This is a genomic window from Moritella sp. PE36 (genome assembly GCF_000170855.1).
Classification (GTDB): domain Bacteria; phylum Pseudomonadota; class Gammaproteobacteria; order Enterobacterales; family Moritellaceae; genus Moritella.
In genome coordinates this window covers 21,104-38,027 of sequence record NZ_ABCQ01000020.1, presented here as the reverse complement: position 1 = coordinate 38,027, position 16,924 = coordinate 21,104, and the positions used below count along the sequence as shown (strand labels likewise).

The window sequence follows — 16,924 nt, the reverse complement described above, 5'->3', positions numbered from 1 at the left end:
AACTACGCTATTGAGCAGCATGATATAGCGATTGTGGTGGAAATGGAAGTTTTAAGTGACAATTTGGCTGTGACAACCAAAAGGTTGGATTTCAACGTTTACATTATAATTTCACCCATGGCAAAAATTGAACTATATAAACAACCCATGAGAATGATCGAAATGATACAGCGACGGCGGTGAGTAAGCCCCCCAGGAGTGAGCAAGCTAGGTCGGAATATAAAGTTGATAGGATTAAATAAGGTTTGATAGCAAAACAGTGAGATACCTTCCTTTCTGCCGTGGCTAATTAATTGGTAGAAATAATAGCAAAAACGCACCATTAAAAATGGAAAGGCAATATAAATAACAGCAATAAACGCGAGTTTAAGTGCGACCATTTGTATTCTTAGGTCAAACATAATCCGCCAATCTTGACTGAACGTAAGCAAGATTATCGCGGTGGAAAATACCGATAAAAAAATAAACAGCAGACAGTAACGGAATAATATAGGCCATTGTACAGTGGTATTTCGCATTCTAAACCTCTTCACTACTACTGGGATTTATACAGGGCGTTGTGCTTGTTAACATCCTGGAAGTAAAATAAATACCCATTTATGATTAAGGACAACGTCTGGTCACTTTTTATTATGCATAATAGCCGTACATCATAACTACCTGTTTACTTATGTTATTTATTTACTCATTAAGGCTTTATTATGACTACATTGATAGAACGATTTTTACGTTATGTAAGTTTTGATTCCCAGTCCGATCATACCCTTGCTACTTGTCCAAGTACGCCAGGTCAAACTGTCTTCGCGAAACAACTACAGCAAGAGTTAATGTCTTTAAATTTAGGTAACGTAAAACTCGATAGCAATGGTTATTTAACGGCACGCCTACCGAGTAATATTAGCACAACGGTTCCAGCCATCGGTTTTATTGCCCATATGGACACTGCGCCAGATGCATCGGGTAAAAATGTTAATCCACAAATCATCAACAATTATCAAGGTGGTGATATTAGTTTAGGCCATGGAGAGGTGTTATCACCAGTTATGTATCCAGAACTTAATCTGTTACATGGCGATACGCTCATTACTACTGATGGGTCGACATTACTTGGTGGGGATAATAAAGCCGGGATTGCTGAAATTATGACGGCGATCGCCTATTTACAAGCTAATCCTGACATCAAACATGGCGACATTTGTATTGGCTTTACCCCAGATGAAGAGATTGGCCGCGGTGCTGATCTGTTTGACGTCGAAGGCTTTAATGCACAGTGGGCTTATACCATCGATGGTGGCCCTGTTGGTGAATTAGAGTTTGAAAACTTCAATGCCAGTTCTGCAACTGTAATATGTCATGGTGTTAACGTACACCCTGGGTCTGCAAAAGATAAGATGGTTAATAGCATGGGCATTGCTGCCAAATTCCAAGCGATGATGCCTGCGGATGAAACGCCAGAATGCACCGCGGGCTACGAAGGTTTTTATCACTTAAATGCAATGCAAACCAGTGTCGCCAAAACCACCTTAAGTTATATTATTCGCGACTTCGATACCGCTGGATTAGCGCGGCGTAAAGCATTTATGCAACAAAAGGTCACCGCGTTAAATGAGGTACTGGGCTGTGAACGCATTGTGCTTACACTAAGCGATAGTTATAACAATATGCGTGAAATGGTAGAGCCTCACGCACATATCATTGAACTCGCGAAGCAGGCGATGATTGAGTGCGATATACAACCTGATATTAAACCTATTCGTGGTGGCACTGATGGGGCGCGATTATCCTTTATGGGATTACCTTGCCCAAATATCTTCACTGGGGGTTATAATTTTCATGGTATCCATGAGTTTATCACTGTAGAAGGCATGGAAAAATCGGTGCGAGTTATTGTCAGACTCGCGGAGTTAACGGCGAAGAAATACCAGTAAACAACTACCAATAAACAACTAACAGTAATAGCTAATTGGGCCTGATGCCAATACAGTTGTCAGGCATATCAAGCCGTCCTTGTAAAAACAGTATGCAATGATTTAGTTTGGAATTGAGTTCTTTATCATGCAATAACGATACTTCATCTCGAATTTGTAGTTCAAAAACTAAGTACCAGAACACTTGTTCTTTGGGGCTTGCTATGTTGTTGTCGACAACGTTTAAACGCTGCCAATCTTGTAATATTTCCCAAATATAATCGGTTAGTATCCGGTAGCTGACCTTGTGGTTCATAAATTCATGAATATGTCTGATTAACAGTTCTGATTTTACCGCAATGAAATTACCTTCCAGCATAAATCGACCTCCAATTACATATCACTGAAGACTGATTCATCCGTAAACTGTAAACAGCTTGGCATTCAAATTAGCTATATTTAATTCAAACTTGTTTTAAGCATAAGTCATGATCTGTGATTTGTATATTTATCAGCAATACACTTAACCATGGGGGTGGGGAGGCGTTATTCGCCTCATTGATTTTGATAGTATACCCAAGTTACTTCGAGTATATAATTCAATGAGGCTATTTGTATGGCTTACTTTACAACCAAAGTCAGGGTTGTTTCGGTACTTGTTGATGGTACATTGCTTTGATGACTTAGTATAAAAATGCGGCCCGCATCCACTTTACTGACTTCACGTAAATGTGACTTAATGGTATTTGCCCGAGATTTTGCGAGTCCTCTTAATTGCTCTTCAGTAACGACTTGAAGCTTTCTGGTTTCTGTATATAAACTGCGAAGCCAAACTTGTTCCAAATCAGGTTCAGCGAGTGCGGGTTGTTGGGTCGCAATGGCATTACGTAATGCATCCGCTTTACCTTTGGTTTCTAATTCGTATAAGTCAATCAGCGCATTTGTCATACCTGCCGATACAGGAAGGTCTTCTGCGTTGGTACTTTGTTCAATGATACTGCCTGTTGATTGACTCAGTTTGCTATTTAACGCGCTATTTTGTAGTGCTTCTTTATCTGCGCTTTCATCATAACTGCCTTTGATGTTCAGTTTTATTTGGGGACGTTGTGCTAACGCTTTGGCTAATGCATCTAGTTTACTCTGCTCTGTTTGCGCGAGTGTAGTAGAACCATTAGCAAAACTGACTTTATCTAAATCTTCGGTGGTATCAACAAGGCTTGCTAATAATGTAAATGGCGATGTTACTGCTTTAAGAATAATGTTACTTAATGTTTTGAGTACAATTTCACCGACGTTAAAACTTGGATCGTTAAGATCACCTGACACGTTAACCCCTAAGTCAATTGCACCGCTGCTGTCTTTTAGCAGTGGAATAGCGAGGGTAATTGGCAGAAAACTGCCTGCGTCACTGTCTTTGGTATCATTCATATCCAGTTGGTCAATAAAGATATGGTTACTGCCTTCTAAGTGATTTTTTTCTAGCTTGTATTTAAGCGCAAGCGAAAGCTGACCTTCATCAATATCTAATCCCGCATAGGTGCCAGAGTAGGGTGTCATAGATGGTAATTCGAAGTTATTAAATACAAATTCAACATCAATAAAAGGTTCTGGGATTAATGGGTTAACCACACCTCTTAAGGTCATAGGTGCGTATTTATTGACGACAGCTTTGATATCAAGTTCTGCATTTTTGGTTGTTGTCGAAGATAGTTTACCGACATGGCCTTCTATATTTTCGATGACAGCTGCAAAACTAGGTTTAAGCACGTTATCGGTATAGTCGACCTTACCGCCGACTAGGGTGAACTTGTTTATTTCAATGAGCATGGCGTTTTCAGCTGTGGTGGCTGGTTTTTGTTCTGCTGTAGCCGTTACCTTTGACGTTACCTTTGATGTTTTATTCGCTGATTCCTGCTCTATCACTAAGTTAGATATGTTCGAACTTTTGTCTGCTGCGACGATCACTTGCGCATAAGGTCGGGTCAATTGGATGTGATCGATGAGTAAACTATTGGCTTGTTGATCAAGCGCAATACTGTTGATGGTAAAATCTTGCCATTTAAGCAGCGATTTATTGAGTTTTTTGTCATTAATAACCAGTTTTTCGACTTGCACTGCACCGTTGAAACGCGTGGTACCTTTGCTATCAGCATAAAGGTCCCCTTTGGTGGTGAAAAAACCACTTTTCATGATGATATTCAGGTAAGAGCTGATGTAAGGTTGAAATTGAGTCAAATTCAGTTTTTCTAGACTGATGTGAGCGGCAATGGATTGCTGTTTAATGTCGATGCTACCCTGTGAAGCAAAACTACCGTTATCATTAATACTCAGCGCAAGTTCGTAGTCGATAGGCGCGTTATAGCTACTTGATATTGCTTTGGTGCTGAAGTTTAGTGGTGATATACGCCATTTTGTTGCTTTCGTTATCCACGATTCGACGATGTTGATATCATAATTAGTTAGATTAAATTCTCCAAGGTTAACTACCCATACCCGAGCGTCTGATCTGGCTTCAATCGCCGCGACTTGCTCTATTACTGTTTCTACCTCTATTTCAGATACGGTCTCGATTACATCGATGACTGAATCTACAACTGAATCTTGTTCTGCGATGGCTTTTTCAGTGACGGTTGGCGCAACAACAACTACGCTAGGTGGTGGTGGCGTATCAGTTAATGATTTTGGTGTTAATAACGTGGCTAAATCGACCTCGCCTTGATGCACGCTGGCATGGAGCTGCATGCCGTCAGTACTGATATTATCGATAGACACCAGTTGCTGTTGTAAATCTAGCGCTATACCAGCCGCCGTGAACAAGGGTAGGTTGATAAGTTCGTTATCTGCCGAGGCTAATATCAGTGAGCGTAACGCAAATTGTCCCGTGTCAGTGATAAATTGTGGCGTTGTGGTATTTTCAGCTGGGGTTGTATCACCAATAAAGCGGTAATTAGTGGCGAAATCGACAATGCCAGACTCTAACTCGGCAGTGATTTGTTGGGCGATAAATGGCCAGAATGTCGTTAGTTTAATGTGTTTAAGTGCCAGCCTACCTTGCGCTTCCAAAGGCGTTAACTGGAATCGACCCGTGGTTGTTACGGCACTTTCGTCAGCACCTTCAATACTTAAATTGAAGCGGTTGTATGTTGGTGTCGGCGCATTCGCTTGTTTTGGATTAACCAGCATGGCAAGGCTATTAAACTTAGTTAGCCCAATGTTGATAGCAGGATAATTTAATACCGCGCCGGTTGGCTGGTCTTTAAAGTTGAATGCAGAATTAGTGATACCGATATTAGCAATTTGAATGTGCGGCAATCCGCTAGCGTCGTTGCTTTCTTCCGCGACCAGTTCTGGTGTTTCTGATGGCGTGGCTTGTATTGCAATATGTTCTGGAATATCTGAAAAGTTGAATTGATTATCATTGAATTTTTCAATATTGGCAAAGGCTTGGTCAATTTCTATCGTCTGAAGATTAATACTGCCATTGAATAAACTCTTCCATAGATTAATTTGTACCGTTAACCGGCCAATGCCAACGAAATCTTGTTGTTCCTGTGTTTGAATATTAATTCCTTTAACTTCAAAGCCTTTAATTTCAAACCTGAGGGTAAATGGATTAATGGTTACATCTTCAATGAGTACTGGACGACCAAGTAATGCACTTACTTTCTCTGGGGCAATACTTTTCGTGAGATAAGGGACAAGCAACCCGAGCAATAAGGCATAGATCAGATAAGCAACGAGTGCATAACTACAGATGCGCTGATAGCGCGGTGCACGTGTAAAACGTTGACGAAAGTTTGAGAATGAAGTTGCCATCGGAAATGTAAATCCTTTTAAATACAATCAATAAACTTAATTATAGAATATCAACGGCAAGCATAACAGTTATTATTCTAACCATTGTTGATGTAATTGGTCACTATCCCCTAAATAATCCAGCAACCATTGCACCGCGGGGCTCATGCGCTTGGTATTCCAGGCTAAACAACAGTCACTCACGGGTAAGGTGGTGATGACTTCTTTCTCTATTAGCTCACCTGTGAGTAATAATTTATTTGCCATGTGGGCGGGCATGATGGCAATGCCTAAACCGCCTTTGAGTAATTGTGTCGCACTGTGCCAGTTTGGTACAACTAGGCGGCGTTGGTTTTCGAGTAACCAAGTTGTGCGTTTGGGTAGCTTACGAGCCGTGTCTTCTAAACAAATAACCGGGTATTTGGCTAGATCTTCGTTACTAATTGCTTGTTCAGCCTCTGCGAGTGGGTGATTGGGACTGATCACAAACGTCCACTTCAGTTCACCCATACTGCGGTAATCAAAGCCGCCACTCACTGGGATGGTTGCAGTCGCACCAATGGCGATATCAGCACGTGCATCAACCAATGCGTCCCAGACGCCGTTATATACTTCCATGGTAAGCAACAGTTCTACATCTGGAAATGCGTTGTAAAAGTCGCCAACCATGGTATTGATTCGACCTTCGTGCACGACGTTATCTAAAGCCAGGGACACACTTTGGTTCCAACCATTTGCCACACGTTGGGTTTGAAACTTCATGTGCGCCATTTGCTTGAGTAATTTACGTGATTCAACGACAAAATATTCGCCTGCAGGCGTTAGCTTTACCTTACGATGTAGACGAATAAATAAATTAACGGCTAACCGTTCTTCAATATTTCGTACCGTATAGCTAATTGCGCTGGGCACTTTACATAATTCATCTGCAGCTGCGGTGAAACTTCCGCGCCTGGCAACTGCGTCGATAACTTGCAGATCTTGTTGGGAAAACATACACATCAAATTTTTTGAAAGCAATAGTGAAATATTAGCGTTTCTCAAACGGAATCGCCAGTATTAAACTATCAACATCATCATTAATATTATGTAGTTTAAGCAATGAACAATATTCAAAGCAATACCCCCATCAATAACCAAAAGCACGCCTCAATGAGTACTATGATCTGGTTTTCTGGATTAAGTATGCTGGGCTTCCTTGCCACTGATATGTATTTACCTGCATTCGAAACAATCCGCGCTGAGTTTGGTACGTCGCAAACATTGATTAGCTTGTCGTTGAGTATCTTTTTATTAGGGATGGCACTTGGTCAGTTAGTTTACGGACCATTATCTGACCGTATCGGTCGCAAGAAAGTGCTGTTCGTGGGCATGACTATCTTTGTGCTATCAACGGTTGTGATCTCAGTGTCTAACAGTATTGAGCTGTTTTTATTCGCCCGATTCGGCCAAGCGTTAGGCGCGTGTTGCGGTACCGTTATTTGGCAGGCGGTTGTTATCGACCGTTATCAAGGTAAAGCGTCAGAGCGTATTTTTGCGACTATTATGCCATTAGTTGCTTTGTCTCCAGCGTTAGCACCATTATTGGGTGCTGGCCTTGAAGCGTATTTCGGCTGGCGCAGTATTTTTGTGGTATTGGTCGTGATTGGCTTAGCGCTGGTTTTTGCAACAAGTCGTCAACAAGAAAGTGCACCACTCGGTAAAAAACAAGAAAAAATGTCGACGCAATTGGCCCGTGATTATAAGCAGATTATCAAATCAAAAATATTCATGGGTAATATGTTGATCTTTGCGGCGTGCTCCGCTGCATTCTTCGCATATTTAACCGGTTCACCATTCATTATGACTGCTATGGGCTATTCAGGTGCGGACATTGGTCTGAGTTACCTGCCGCAGACAGTCGCTTTCCTTGTTGGTGGTTATGGTTGTCGTAGCTTGTTAACACGCTTTAGTGCGAAGCAATTATTGCCTTGGTTAATTACCTTGTTTATCACCACTGTGGTGACTATGTTCGTGATTGCGTTTGCGACATCACCAACCACTATTTGGCCTATTCTGATCCCATTTTGTTTCTTAGCTGTGGCTAATGGTGCGATTTATCCATTGGTGATTAATGCTGCACTTGCTGACTTTAAAAATTGCAGTGCAACTGCGGCAGGATTACTTAACTTCTTACAGACGATGTTTTGTTTCTTAGCAAGTAGTATGGTCTCGGCATTCTCTGAACATGGCCTTTATACAGTGACTGCAGTGATGTTGTTCCAAGGTTTGGTGATTATGGCTGGCTATGTATTAACGAAGCATAAAACAACGAATGCAACTGCAAGTGATGCGGTTGTAGCTTAGTTATAGCGGCTTGGTGATTGTGCTTAATGATCGTAGCTTAGTGATATCAGGGCTCGCCTGAAGTGACAATTTAACGATAAAAAAACGGGAAAGACATCGCTGTCTTTCCCGTTTTTGTATCTGTAATATTTATCTAAAGCTTAATGGCTTAATTCACCACGAATATTTTGTTGCATTAATACTTTGATTTCTTCGCTTGGTAGATTTTTACTGATGAGATAATGCAACTTAGTTAATGCAGCTTCTGTTGTCATATCATAACCCGAGATAACACCAACTTGCGCCAGAGCATCGCCTGTCGCATAACCGCCCATGTTAACTTTACCTTTAATGCACTGGGTAAGATTGACCACCACGATACCACGCTGGTTAGCGGCTTCAAGCGCATTCAATAGCTCTGCACTTTGTGGGGCATTGCCTACGCCATAACTTAGCAAGATTAACGCTTTAACGGGTTGTAATAGAATGTTGAAGATAACTTCTGTTGAAATACCAGGGTAAAGTGTCACGATCGCAATTGGCTGTGGTGTAATGCTACTCACGGTCAGTGTTTTTTCAATAATCGGTTTTACATCACCCAACATGACTTCGATATTGATACCAACTTTTAATAGCGTTTCGCAGTTTGGTGTCGCAAATGCGCTAAAACCATCGGCATGCACTTTGGTGGTTCTGTTGCCACGTAATAGCTGGTTATTAAAGAATAAGCAGACTTCGTGTACAGGATAGTTAGCAGCAAGGTAAAGCGAGTTCAGTAAGTTGCTTTGACCATCTGAGCGGATCTCAGCAAGTGGGATCTGTGAACCAGTAACAATAACGGGTTTACCAAGGTCTTCTAATATAAATGATAATGCTGATGCTGTGTACGCCATGGTATCAGTACCATGTAAGATCACAAAACCATCGTAGTCGTCATAATTGCTTTGGATATCTTCTGCGATCTGCTGCCAATCAGAAGGTGACATGTTAGAAGAGTCGATTAACGGCGAGTATTCGTGGAGGGTGAAATCAGGCATTTCTTCGCGGTGGAATTCTGGTAGACGCGCTAAGCAATCCGTCATGAATCCTTCCATCGGTACATAACCGTGTTCTGAATGTTGCATACCGATCGTGCCACCAGTATATGCGATATAGATTGATTTCTTAGCCATTAATAAATTCCCTGTGCGTTTTTAAGGAGGATTATAGTGCTGAAATCGATTAATGGAATAGCTTGATACTAGATTGCTTAATAAAACTGCAATAATATAGGGTTATTAAGACAGAAATTTGAATTGAGCGGTAAATTGACGTGTTTACCGCTCGACTAGAAGATTGATTAAGGTTGGTTACCTAGTTATCTAATGTCACAGACCAAACATTCTACATACAGGCCTTGCGGATCTGAGTAGTTATTTAGTTGTGCCGCTTGTTGAGTTATTGTTGCTAACCAAGTCGCCACATTACCATTCGGGCTGATGTTGAGCTCGCTTAGTACTTGCATTGCAACCGATTGAGTGAATATTGACAGTAATCTATCGCGCTCACTACGGGGTGTTTGAATCAAAATTAATGAGTCAGTTGATACATCTACTTTTGCTGCTGCAGAAGCAATCGCATCATCAAGGTTACCAAGGTTATCAATAAGGCCCAGGTTAAGCGCATCGCGACCAGTCCAAACACGGCCTTGTGCAATCTTATCCACTTCTTCTGTTGTCATGCCTCGACCTTCGGCAACGACAGTTAAGAAGTTGCTATAGCCATTTTCAACCGTCATTTGAATGATCTGTGCCATGTGCTCTGGCAGTTCTCTATTAACAGACAGTCCTGTGAAATCAGTGGTACCGACACCATCACTGTAAATACCCATTTTAGCGAGTAGTTTTTCTGTGGTAGCAAATAGACCAAAGATACCAATTGAACCTGTGATTGTGGTTGGTTTAGCCCAAATTTCATCAGCAGCAGAGGCTATCCAATAACCACCGGATGCGGCGACGCTGCCCATTGACACAATGACGGGTTTACCCGATTTTTTGAGTTCTAATAATGCCGTTCGGATTTGTTCTGAGGCAAAGGCGCTACCACCTGGACTATCGATGCGTAAAACTAAGGCTTTGATTTGTTCATCGTCTTTCGCTTGCAGTAACAGCTTAGTCAGCGATTTACCGCCAATAGCACCGGGAGGTTGATTACCATCCAGGATCTGACCATTGGCGAAAATGATGCCGACACCAGGCTTGCTAGCAAAGCCTTGTTGTTCAAACTGGGTGGATTGAAGGGCAAGGTAATCTAAGAATTCAATTTTTGCAAATGAATCTGATTCGCCGTTGAGTTTGTTAGCTAGGTATTCAGTGATTTGTTCACGCGTTAATAACTTGTCTACCAGTTTTTGTTTTAAAGCATATTGCGCAATGTTGCCATTGACTGATTGTAGTTGCTTAATAAATACATCTGCTTTAGGCGCGACGTCGTCAGCGTTAATTAACCGGTTGTTAGCAACAATACTGGTGTAGGTATCCCAAAGTTGATTTAACCAGTTTAATTTGGCTTCTTTGCTCTCAGCAGACATGTCACTACGGGTAAAGGGTTCAACAAATGACTTATAAGTACCAACACGGAATACATGCGAAGACAGGTTTAGCTTATCAATGGCATCTTTGAAATAAAGACTGTAGCTACCGTAGCCTTGCAGTAAAACGCCGCCTGCAGGGTTTAATAGAATCTCATCAGCAAATGAAGCCAGTAAGTATTGCTCTTGGCTAAAGTAATCACCGTAAGCATAAATTGGTTTGTTACTTTTTTTGAATTCGACTAATGCATCCGCAATATCCGTTAATTTAGTCAAACTTGCCGGTTTTAGCTGGGCGAGATCTAAGATAAGCGCGCTAATGGCATCATCCGATTTTGCGCTGATAATGACGTTAACGACGTCTGAAATCGCAATCTCATTGACGACATTGTTCGCGTCAACTAGCTCACCAATCACTTGGTCGAATGGATCAACTAATTTAGGCTGATCAACTAAGACGCCGTTTAAGTTGAGAACCAACGCAGTGTTGTCTGCGAATGCGACAGGCGTTTCTTTTTGCTGCTGCAAAGCAATAATAATAATTGCTATAAAAGAAATGAAAAACAGGTTCAAGATCAAATTACGAGTAAATGTAATCGAACGACCTATTTTAGAAAGAATGAATCCGAGTAGTGAGAATAATTTTCTCATTATTATATTCCTAGTAAACACAATGGTATAGACGTTATTTTGTATATTAAGCCATAAATCTAGTTTAGATTAAAGCACTTAGAATACGAAAGTGTGACACTACGTAGCGGATCTAGTTCTCATAAATAATAAATAATGACAAATTAAGCTTAGTGTAAACACGACGAAATGTATTGTTAAGTGTTGAAATTCAACGAAATCATTAATTTATAACTACACTTGTACGCTGTATTGATTAAAATAGCGTTTGAAATGAACGATTAAATTAATTACTCTAAATCATAAATAGATAACAACCACGTATCAAACAAATAGCAAATAAATAGCAATCAAGTAGCAATTGTGTAACCACTGGGAGTGGAGTTATGTCTGCAAGCAATTATCCAAATATGTTGGCGCCGTTAGATCTGGGTTTTACAACATTGAAAAACCGAGTTTTAATGGGCTCGATGCATACTGGCTTAGAAGAAGAAAAAAATGGATTTGAAAAACTGGCTGCATTTTATGCCGAGCGTGCCAAAGGCGGCGTTGGTTTAATTGTTACTGGTGGTATTTCGCCTAACCTACGTGGGCGTCTAATGCCACACGGGATGCAGTTGTCTTATAAATGGCAAGCGAAGAAACACCAAATAGTGACAAAAGCTGTGCATGATAATGGCAGTAAGATCGCGCTGCAAATACTGCATGCCGGTCGTTATGCCTATCATCCATTTAGCGTGAGTGCGAGTAAGAAGAAATCACCGATTAACCCGTTTACCCCAAGAGCGATGTCAAGGCGTTCTATTCGCTGCACTATTTCGGATTTTGCTAAAACAGCAGACTTGGCTAAATTTGCTGGTTATGATGGTGTGGAGGTGATGGGGTCTGAGGGGTATCTCATTAACCAGTTCATTTGTCGTCGCAGTAACAAGCGCACCGATGAATGGGGTGGTAGTTATCAAAATCGTATGCGTTTTCCGATTGAAATTGTAAAAGCAATCCGTCAGCGTGTCGGTAATGACTTTATTATTATTTTCCGCCTATCAATGTTAGATCTTGTTGAAGACGGTAGTACGTTCGAAGAAGCGGTTGAATTAGCCAAAGAGCTTGAAAAAGTCGGCGTGACTATCATTAATACGGGTATCGGCTGGCATGAAGCGCGTATACCAACAATTGTAACCAGTGTGCCGCGTGGTGCATTTAGCTGGGTAACCGAAAAAATGAAGGATCACGTCAGTATTCCTTTAGTGACAACTAACCGTATTAATACACCTGAGGTTGCAGAACAGATCTTAGCTTCAGGGCAAGCGGATATGGTATCGATGGCGCGTCCAATGTTGGCCGATCCTAACTTTGTAGTGAAAGCGATAGCGGGTAAAGCCGATGAGATCAATACCTGTATCGCCTGTAACCAAGCCTGTTTAGACCATGTGTTTAAAGCGAAACGTGCGTCTTGTCTGGTCAATCCACAAGCGTGTTTTGAAACGGAACTGAAGTTTGAAACTGTGACTAAATCAAAAAGTATTGCGGTTGTTGGCGCGGGCCCTGCAGGTTTAGCCTTTGCTTGTTATGCTGCGGAGCGTGGTCACAAAATTGATATTTTTGATAGCCGTTCAGAAATTGGTGGTCAGTTTAACTATGCAAAACAAATACCGGGCAAAGAAGAGTTTTACGAAACACTGCGTTATTATGCGAAACAAATCGAAGTGCTTGGCATTAACTTACATTTAAATCAGTTAGTGACGGTTAAGACACTAACCGGTAAAGGCTATGATGATGTTGTTGTAGCTACGGGTATCAAACCGAGAACACCGGCCATTCCAGGCATTAAACATGAGAAAGTCCTCAGCTATATTGAAGTATTGCGTGACCACAAACCGGTTGGCAAACGTGTTGCTGTTATTGGTGCTGGTGGCATTGGCTTCGATGTTTCAGAATATTTGGTTGAAGAAGAAGGTGCGTCACTATCGACCAATACTAAGCAGTGGTTAAGTGAGTGGGGCGTTACAGATGATAGCCAAACTGTTGGTGGTCTAACGCCTGCTAAAAATACCGCACCAGCGCGTGAAGTATTCTTATTGCAACGTAAAGATACTAAAGTCGGTGCTGGCCTAGGTAAAACTAGCGGCTGGGTACATCGAGCAACATTGCAGAAGAAGAATGTAGAAATGATCAAAGGGGCTTCTTATGACCTTATTGATGATCAAGGTTTACACATCACCGTTGATGGTGTTAAAAAAGTGTTAGATGTTGATAATGTGATCTTATGTGCAGGGCAAGAACCATTTAGAGAATTGTTCGAGCAGTTACAATCTGAGAAAATTACAACTCACCTTATTGGTGGTGCGTTTGAAGCAGGTGAACTCGATGCGAAACGTGCAATTCGTCAAGGTGCTGAGTTAGCTGCGACTATTTAACGCGAAGCTAATACTAATTTAATACAAATATAAGACAATAAAAGTCACTATTATTGCGACAATAATGATGACTGTTATTACGACTATTATTATCAAAAATAGCCCATACCATGTATGGGCTTTTTTGATCTTAATAAATTAATCACTTGATATTTTATCACCTACATTGAATACTTTAGCTATCACTCATTGTTCAAAGTAGTAAATAATGGACGCAATTGACCTATTAATAAATCGTCATTCTTGTAATCAGCTTATCTCACCAGCCCCAAGTGGTGAGGCATTAGATAATATTATTCATGCTGGATTACGGGCACCTGATCACGGTGCATTAACCCCTTGGCGTTTTATTATCACTGAAGGTGAAGGTTTAAAAACATTATCACGTTATTTTCAAGATGCGGCATTTAACCTTGGGAAAACAGAGAAAGATGTATTAAAAGCCGCGAATGCACCGTTTCGTGCACCACAAATTATTACTGTTATTGCTAGAATTGAAGATCACCCCAAGATCCCGGAGTCTGAGCAGTTAATGTCGGCAGGTTGTGTGGTAATGGCCATGCAAATGGCGGCGCAAGCACAAGGATTTAATGGTATTTGGCGTACCGGTTGGTTTGCTTATGATAGTCATATAAAACAAAAGCTTGAACTTGAAGATAAAGATGAAATTGTTGGTTTTTTATATTTAGGCACACCTGATGTATCGTGTAAAAAAATACGCGAACTTAATACCGACAGCTTTGTTACCCGTATGGATAATTAACACGGCTTAATTTGGAATTAGCATTCAATAAGAACTGAGGGCATAAGATGACGACACCATATCCAAAAGGACATTTACTCAGTGTACAATTCCCACTTTACCATCATGTTGGGATCTCGGATGGGTGTGGTTATGTTTTTGAAAATTCTAGAGCGCGTTCAGGTCGTGGTTTAGTTAGCCTACAAGATTTTTCTGATGATAAAGACATTATCGATCATGGTTTCTTGCCTGGAAGTTTACCGGCCGAAAATATCGTTGAAAATGCGGAACAACTGATAGCAGATAAAAAGCGTTATCATTTGTTGAAGAACAACTGTGAACATTTCGTGCATGAAGTTTGTGGTGTGAAAGTGTCGAGTCCACAATTACGCCGCGCTTTAGTGTTGATTGCCACATTGTTAGTTAACAAATACACAAGTGGTCGTTTACGCTCGGCATTGTTTTGGAGTATCGCCTCGCAATTATCACATTTAAATGAAGCGTCATTGTCTTGGTGGAAGCATGCAATCTTTACTTCAACAGGATTTTGGTTAGTGCTATTAACTAATAGTAATCAAGATGTTGACGATGAAAACACGTAATTTATACCTCTTTATGTTTAGTTTTATTCCTTCATAGCGCTTAGTGGTTTAGTAAGCGCTTTCTAGTTATTTTCCCTATAATATCGTCCATTAGATTTAAAACTCGTCAAGTTGTAACTAGCGAGTGGAGTTAATTATGGGCAGTATTGAAATCATCCGCGATCATAGTTTACCGCATCATCAAATTATTCGTCTAGCAGACGAATTAATGCTTGATATAGCGGAAGAATATGACCTTAAATTAGAATGGCGGGGTGATAAACTTCATATTCAGCATGCACATACCAGAGGGTATTTACATGCGGATGCGGAAAGTATCAGAATCAAATTAAAATTAGGGATCCTGCTGTTTCCAGTGAGTTTTGTATTGAAGCAAAGCATTGAAGAAACGCTGGATGAACTGTTGCCAAAGGCAGCATGCTCGTATAGATAAAGTACGATTAAGGCTCGAAATTATGGAACAATTATCATTGGTTGAAACCTCATTTTTATTAAGTGAGAGTACAGCAAGTCCTAAGCATTTTTCAGGTTTGCAAATTTTTGAACCGCCAAAGGACTATGAAGGCAACTTTGCCCGCGATCTATTTCAAAAGTTAATCATGGATCCCGCTGTAGCGACCCCTTTTAACTTTAAGCTTAAAAAAAGTATGGGTGGCCTGTATTACTGGGTACATGATAGTCAGTTTGATTTTAACTATCATATTCGTATGTCAATGTTACCCGGTGATGGTACTGATGAACAACTACGTGATTTAGTTGAACGTTTACATTCACACTTAATTGATAGAACGCGTCCGTTATGGGAAGTGTATTTGATTGAAGGTTTATCTGACGGTCGCTTCGCTATCTTTACTAAAATTCATTATGCGATGGCAGATGGTAAGATGGCAAATAGTTGGTTGTCAGGATATTTACAAAGTGACCAATCGGTCAATGATTATCGCCCATTTTGGCAGATCCCATCATTCCGTCCTGGTTATAAAGAATCTGCGGGTGTGATTGAAAGCGCGTTATCGACTTATATGAGTGGACTCAAACAGCTTAAATCGATTCCCGGCATCATTCGGTTAGGTACGCGGATGGGATTAAAATTCCTCAACCTACGAGATCAAGGACCGGCGTTACCATTTTGCGCACCTCGAACACCATTTTCGGTACCTGCTACACGGTCGCGTATTGTTTCTTTTGGCCGTTTACCGTTTGAAAAAATGCGCTCGATTAGCAAGATAACGGGTGTAACATTAAATGACGTGATTTTATGTTGTGTCGATATTGGCCTTAATCGTTATTTGAAAGAAAAAGGTATTTTATTACGTAAGCCATTAGTTGCTCAAGTGCCCGTAAGAATCGGAAATGGACGTAGAAATGCATTAACTGGGGTAGAACTTGGCAATATTGATGCCGATGCATTGGACCATTTAGAAACAATTTTTAAGCGTACCAGCAGTGTCAAAGACGATTTGTTTAGTTTACCAGCAGAGTCGGTAGTTAATTTTTCGTTATTGATCCAAGCAAGCGCGTCGATCTCTGAATGGTTAGGCATTTCTAAGTTTTTGCCGCCCCTGGGTTCTGTGATTGTTTCGAATGTGCGTGGTCAGCAAGAGTTTGCTTACCTTGCTGGTGCGAAGTTGACCGAAGTGTATCCTGTATCAGTACTCTCTGCGGGCACTGCACTCAACATTACCTTGTATAGTTATCACGACGACGTGTTTTTCGGCTTAGTGGGTTGCAAAAATGAACTGCCTGATTTAGATATACTCTCCCGTCATGTAGAAGCCGCTTGTGAGATCCTATCAAATGAAATTCTTGATAATGCAAAGCAGCATTCAGTACTAATCTCTTCACGCTAAAATAAAAGTGGTGGCTCAGGGCTGCCATCTTTGTGGCTTAGAAGGGGACGTCTAACTTGTATGGTTAGTTTTTGTTATACGTATAAA

13 protein-coding genes are annotated in these 16,924 nt (G+C 40.9%); 7 read left to right on the top strand and 6 right to left on the bottom strand.

The genetic code is table 11. The annotated features are described in order from the left end of the window. Window positions 1-98: 98 nt before the first annotated feature. Window positions 99-518 (bottom strand): hypothetical protein, encoded by a 420-nt coding sequence (locus PE36_RS24590; protein WP_006032444.1) that lies wholly within the window; start codon window positions 516-518, stop codon window positions 99-101. A gap of 183 nt (window positions 519-701) precedes the next feature. Between PE36_RS24590 and pepT the strand changes: the two genes are divergently transcribed. Further along, entirely contained in the window at window positions 702-1,928 is a 1,227-nt protein-coding gene (gene pepT / locus PE36_RS12700) for a peptidase T (RefSeq protein WP_006032443.1), read from the top strand. A gap of 31 nt (window positions 1,929-1,959) precedes the next feature. Here pepT and PE36_RS12695 read toward each other — a convergent pair whose 3' ends face one another. The 3 genes from PE36_RS12695 to punR form a co-directional block, all read right to left on the bottom strand. Continuing rightward, window positions 1,960-2,286 (bottom strand): hypothetical protein, encoded by a 327-nt coding sequence (locus PE36_RS12695; protein ID WP_006032442.1) that lies wholly within the window; start codon window positions 2,284-2,286, stop codon window positions 1,960-1,962. Between the two features lie 242 nt (window positions 2,287-2,528). Then, on the bottom strand, window positions 2,529-5,723 hold the full coding sequence (locus PE36_RS12690) for a DUF748 domain-containing protein (protein ID WP_006032441.1): 3,195 nt from the start codon (window positions 5,721-5,723) through the stop codon (window positions 2,529-2,531). A 72-nt stretch (window positions 5,724-5,795) separates the two neighbouring features. Next, on the bottom strand, window positions 5,796-6,698 hold the full coding sequence (punR, locus tag PE36_RS12685; RefSeq protein ID WP_006032440.1) for a DNA-binding transcriptional activator PunR: 903 nt from the start codon (window positions 6,696-6,698) through the stop codon (window positions 5,796-5,798). Between the two features lie 156 nt (window positions 6,699-6,854). Here punR and punC point away from each other — a divergent pair, with 156 nt between their 5' ends. Continuing rightward, the gene (punC, locus tag PE36_RS12680; protein WP_157517785.1) at window positions 6,855-8,048 is read left to right on the top strand and encodes a purine nucleoside transporter PunC; all 1,194 of its coding nucleotides are present in this window, start codon (window positions 6,855-6,857) and stop codon (window positions 8,046-8,048) included. Between the two features lie 140 nt (window positions 8,049-8,188). Here punC and ansA read toward each other — a convergent pair whose 3' ends face one another. Both ansA and sppA read right to left on the bottom strand, forming a co-directional pair. Further along, entirely contained in the window at window positions 8,189-9,199 is a 1,011-nt protein-coding gene (ansA, locus tag PE36_RS12675) for an asparaginase (protein ID WP_006032438.1), read from the bottom strand. A gap of 185 nt (window positions 9,200-9,384) precedes the next feature. Then, complete coding sequence (sppA, locus tag PE36_RS12670) at window positions 9,385-11,247, bottom strand: signal peptide peptidase SppA (RefSeq protein ID WP_006032437.1); 1,863 nt, start codon at window positions 11,245-11,247, stop codon at window positions 9,385-9,387. 365 nt (window positions 11,248-11,612) lie between these two features. Here sppA and PE36_RS12665 point away from each other — a divergent pair, with 365 nt between their 5' ends. The 5 genes from PE36_RS12665 to PE36_RS12645 all read left to right on the top strand — a co-directional run bounded on the left by PE36_RS12665 (window position 11,613) and on the right by PE36_RS12645 (window position 16,837). Then, complete coding sequence (locus PE36_RS12665) at window positions 11,613-13,643, top strand: NADPH-dependent 2,4-dienoyl-CoA reductase (protein WP_006032436.1); 2,031 nt, start codon at window positions 11,613-11,615, stop codon at window positions 13,641-13,643. 208 nt (window positions 13,644-13,851) lie between these two features. After that, entirely contained in the window at window positions 13,852-14,406 is a 555-nt protein-coding gene (locus PE36_RS12660) for an NAD(P)H nitroreductase (protein WP_006032435.1), read from the top strand. 47 nt (window positions 14,407-14,453) lie between these two features. Continuing rightward, window positions 14,454-14,987, top strand: coding sequence for a lecithin retinol acyltransferase family protein (locus tag PE36_RS12655; RefSeq protein ID WP_006032434.1), 534 nt, complete (start codon window positions 14,454-14,456; stop codon window positions 14,985-14,987). A gap of 136 nt (window positions 14,988-15,123) precedes the next feature. Next, entirely contained in the window at window positions 15,124-15,420 is a 297-nt protein-coding gene (locus PE36_RS12650; protein WP_006032433.1) for a polyhydroxyalkanoic acid system family protein, read from the top strand. Between the two features lie 22 nt (window positions 15,421-15,442). Further along, window positions 15,443-16,837 (top strand): wax ester/triacylglycerol synthase family O-acyltransferase, encoded by a 1,395-nt coding sequence (locus tag PE36_RS12645; RefSeq protein WP_006032432.1) that lies wholly within the window; start codon window positions 15,443-15,445, stop codon window positions 16,835-16,837. Window positions 16,838-16,924: the final 87 nt, after the last annotated feature.

What these genes read in the sequence shown, in the direction of transcription:
- PE36_RS12655 (WP_006032434.1), top strand. Translation starts at nt 14,454, where the DNA reads ATGACGACACCATATCCAAAAGGACATTTACTCAGTGTACAATTCCCA.
- PE36_RS12645 (WP_006032432.1), top strand. Translation starts at nt 15,443, where the DNA reads ATGGAACAATTATCATTGGTTGAAACCTCATTTTTATTAAGTGAGAGT.
- punC (WP_157517785.1), top strand. Translation starts at nt 6,855, where the DNA reads ATGAGTACTATGATCTGGTTTTCTGGATTAAGTATGCTGGGCTTCCTT.
- sppA (WP_006032437.1), bottom strand. Translation starts at nt 11,247, where the DNA reads ATGAGAAAATTATTCTCACTACTCGGATTCATTCTTTCTAAAATAGGT.
- ansA (WP_006032438.1), bottom strand. Translation starts at nt 9,199, where the DNA reads ATGGCTAAGAAATCAATCTATATCGCATATACTGGTGGCACGATCGGT.
- PE36_RS12695 (WP_006032442.1), bottom strand. Translation starts at nt 2,286, where the DNA reads ATGCTGGAAGGTAATTTCATTGCGGTAAAATCAGAACTGTTAATCAGA.
- PE36_RS12660 (WP_006032435.1), top strand. Translation starts at nt 13,852, where the DNA reads ATGGACGCAATTGACCTATTAATAAATCGTCATTCTTGTAATCAGCTT.
- PE36_RS12665 (WP_006032436.1), top strand. Translation starts at nt 11,613, where the DNA reads ATGTCTGCAAGCAATTATCCAAATATGTTGGCGCCGTTAGATCTGGGT.
- PE36_RS12690 (WP_006032441.1), bottom strand. Translation starts at nt 5,723, where the DNA reads ATGGCAACTTCATTCTCAAACTTTCGTCAACGTTTTACACGTGCACCG.
- pepT (WP_006032443.1), top strand. Translation starts at nt 702, where the DNA reads ATGACTACATTGATAGAACGATTTTTACGTTATGTAAGTTTTGATTCC.
- PE36_RS12650 (WP_006032433.1), top strand. Translation starts at nt 15,124, where the DNA reads ATGGGCAGTATTGAAATCATCCGCGATCATAGTTTACCGCATCATCAA.
- punR (WP_006032440.1), bottom strand. Translation starts at nt 6,698, where the DNA reads ATGTTTTCCCAACAAGATCTGCAAGTTATCGACGCAGTTGCCAGGCGC.
- PE36_RS24590 (WP_006032444.1), bottom strand. Translation starts at nt 518, where the DNA reads ATGCGAAATACCACTGTACAATGGCCTATATTATTCCGTTACTGTCTG.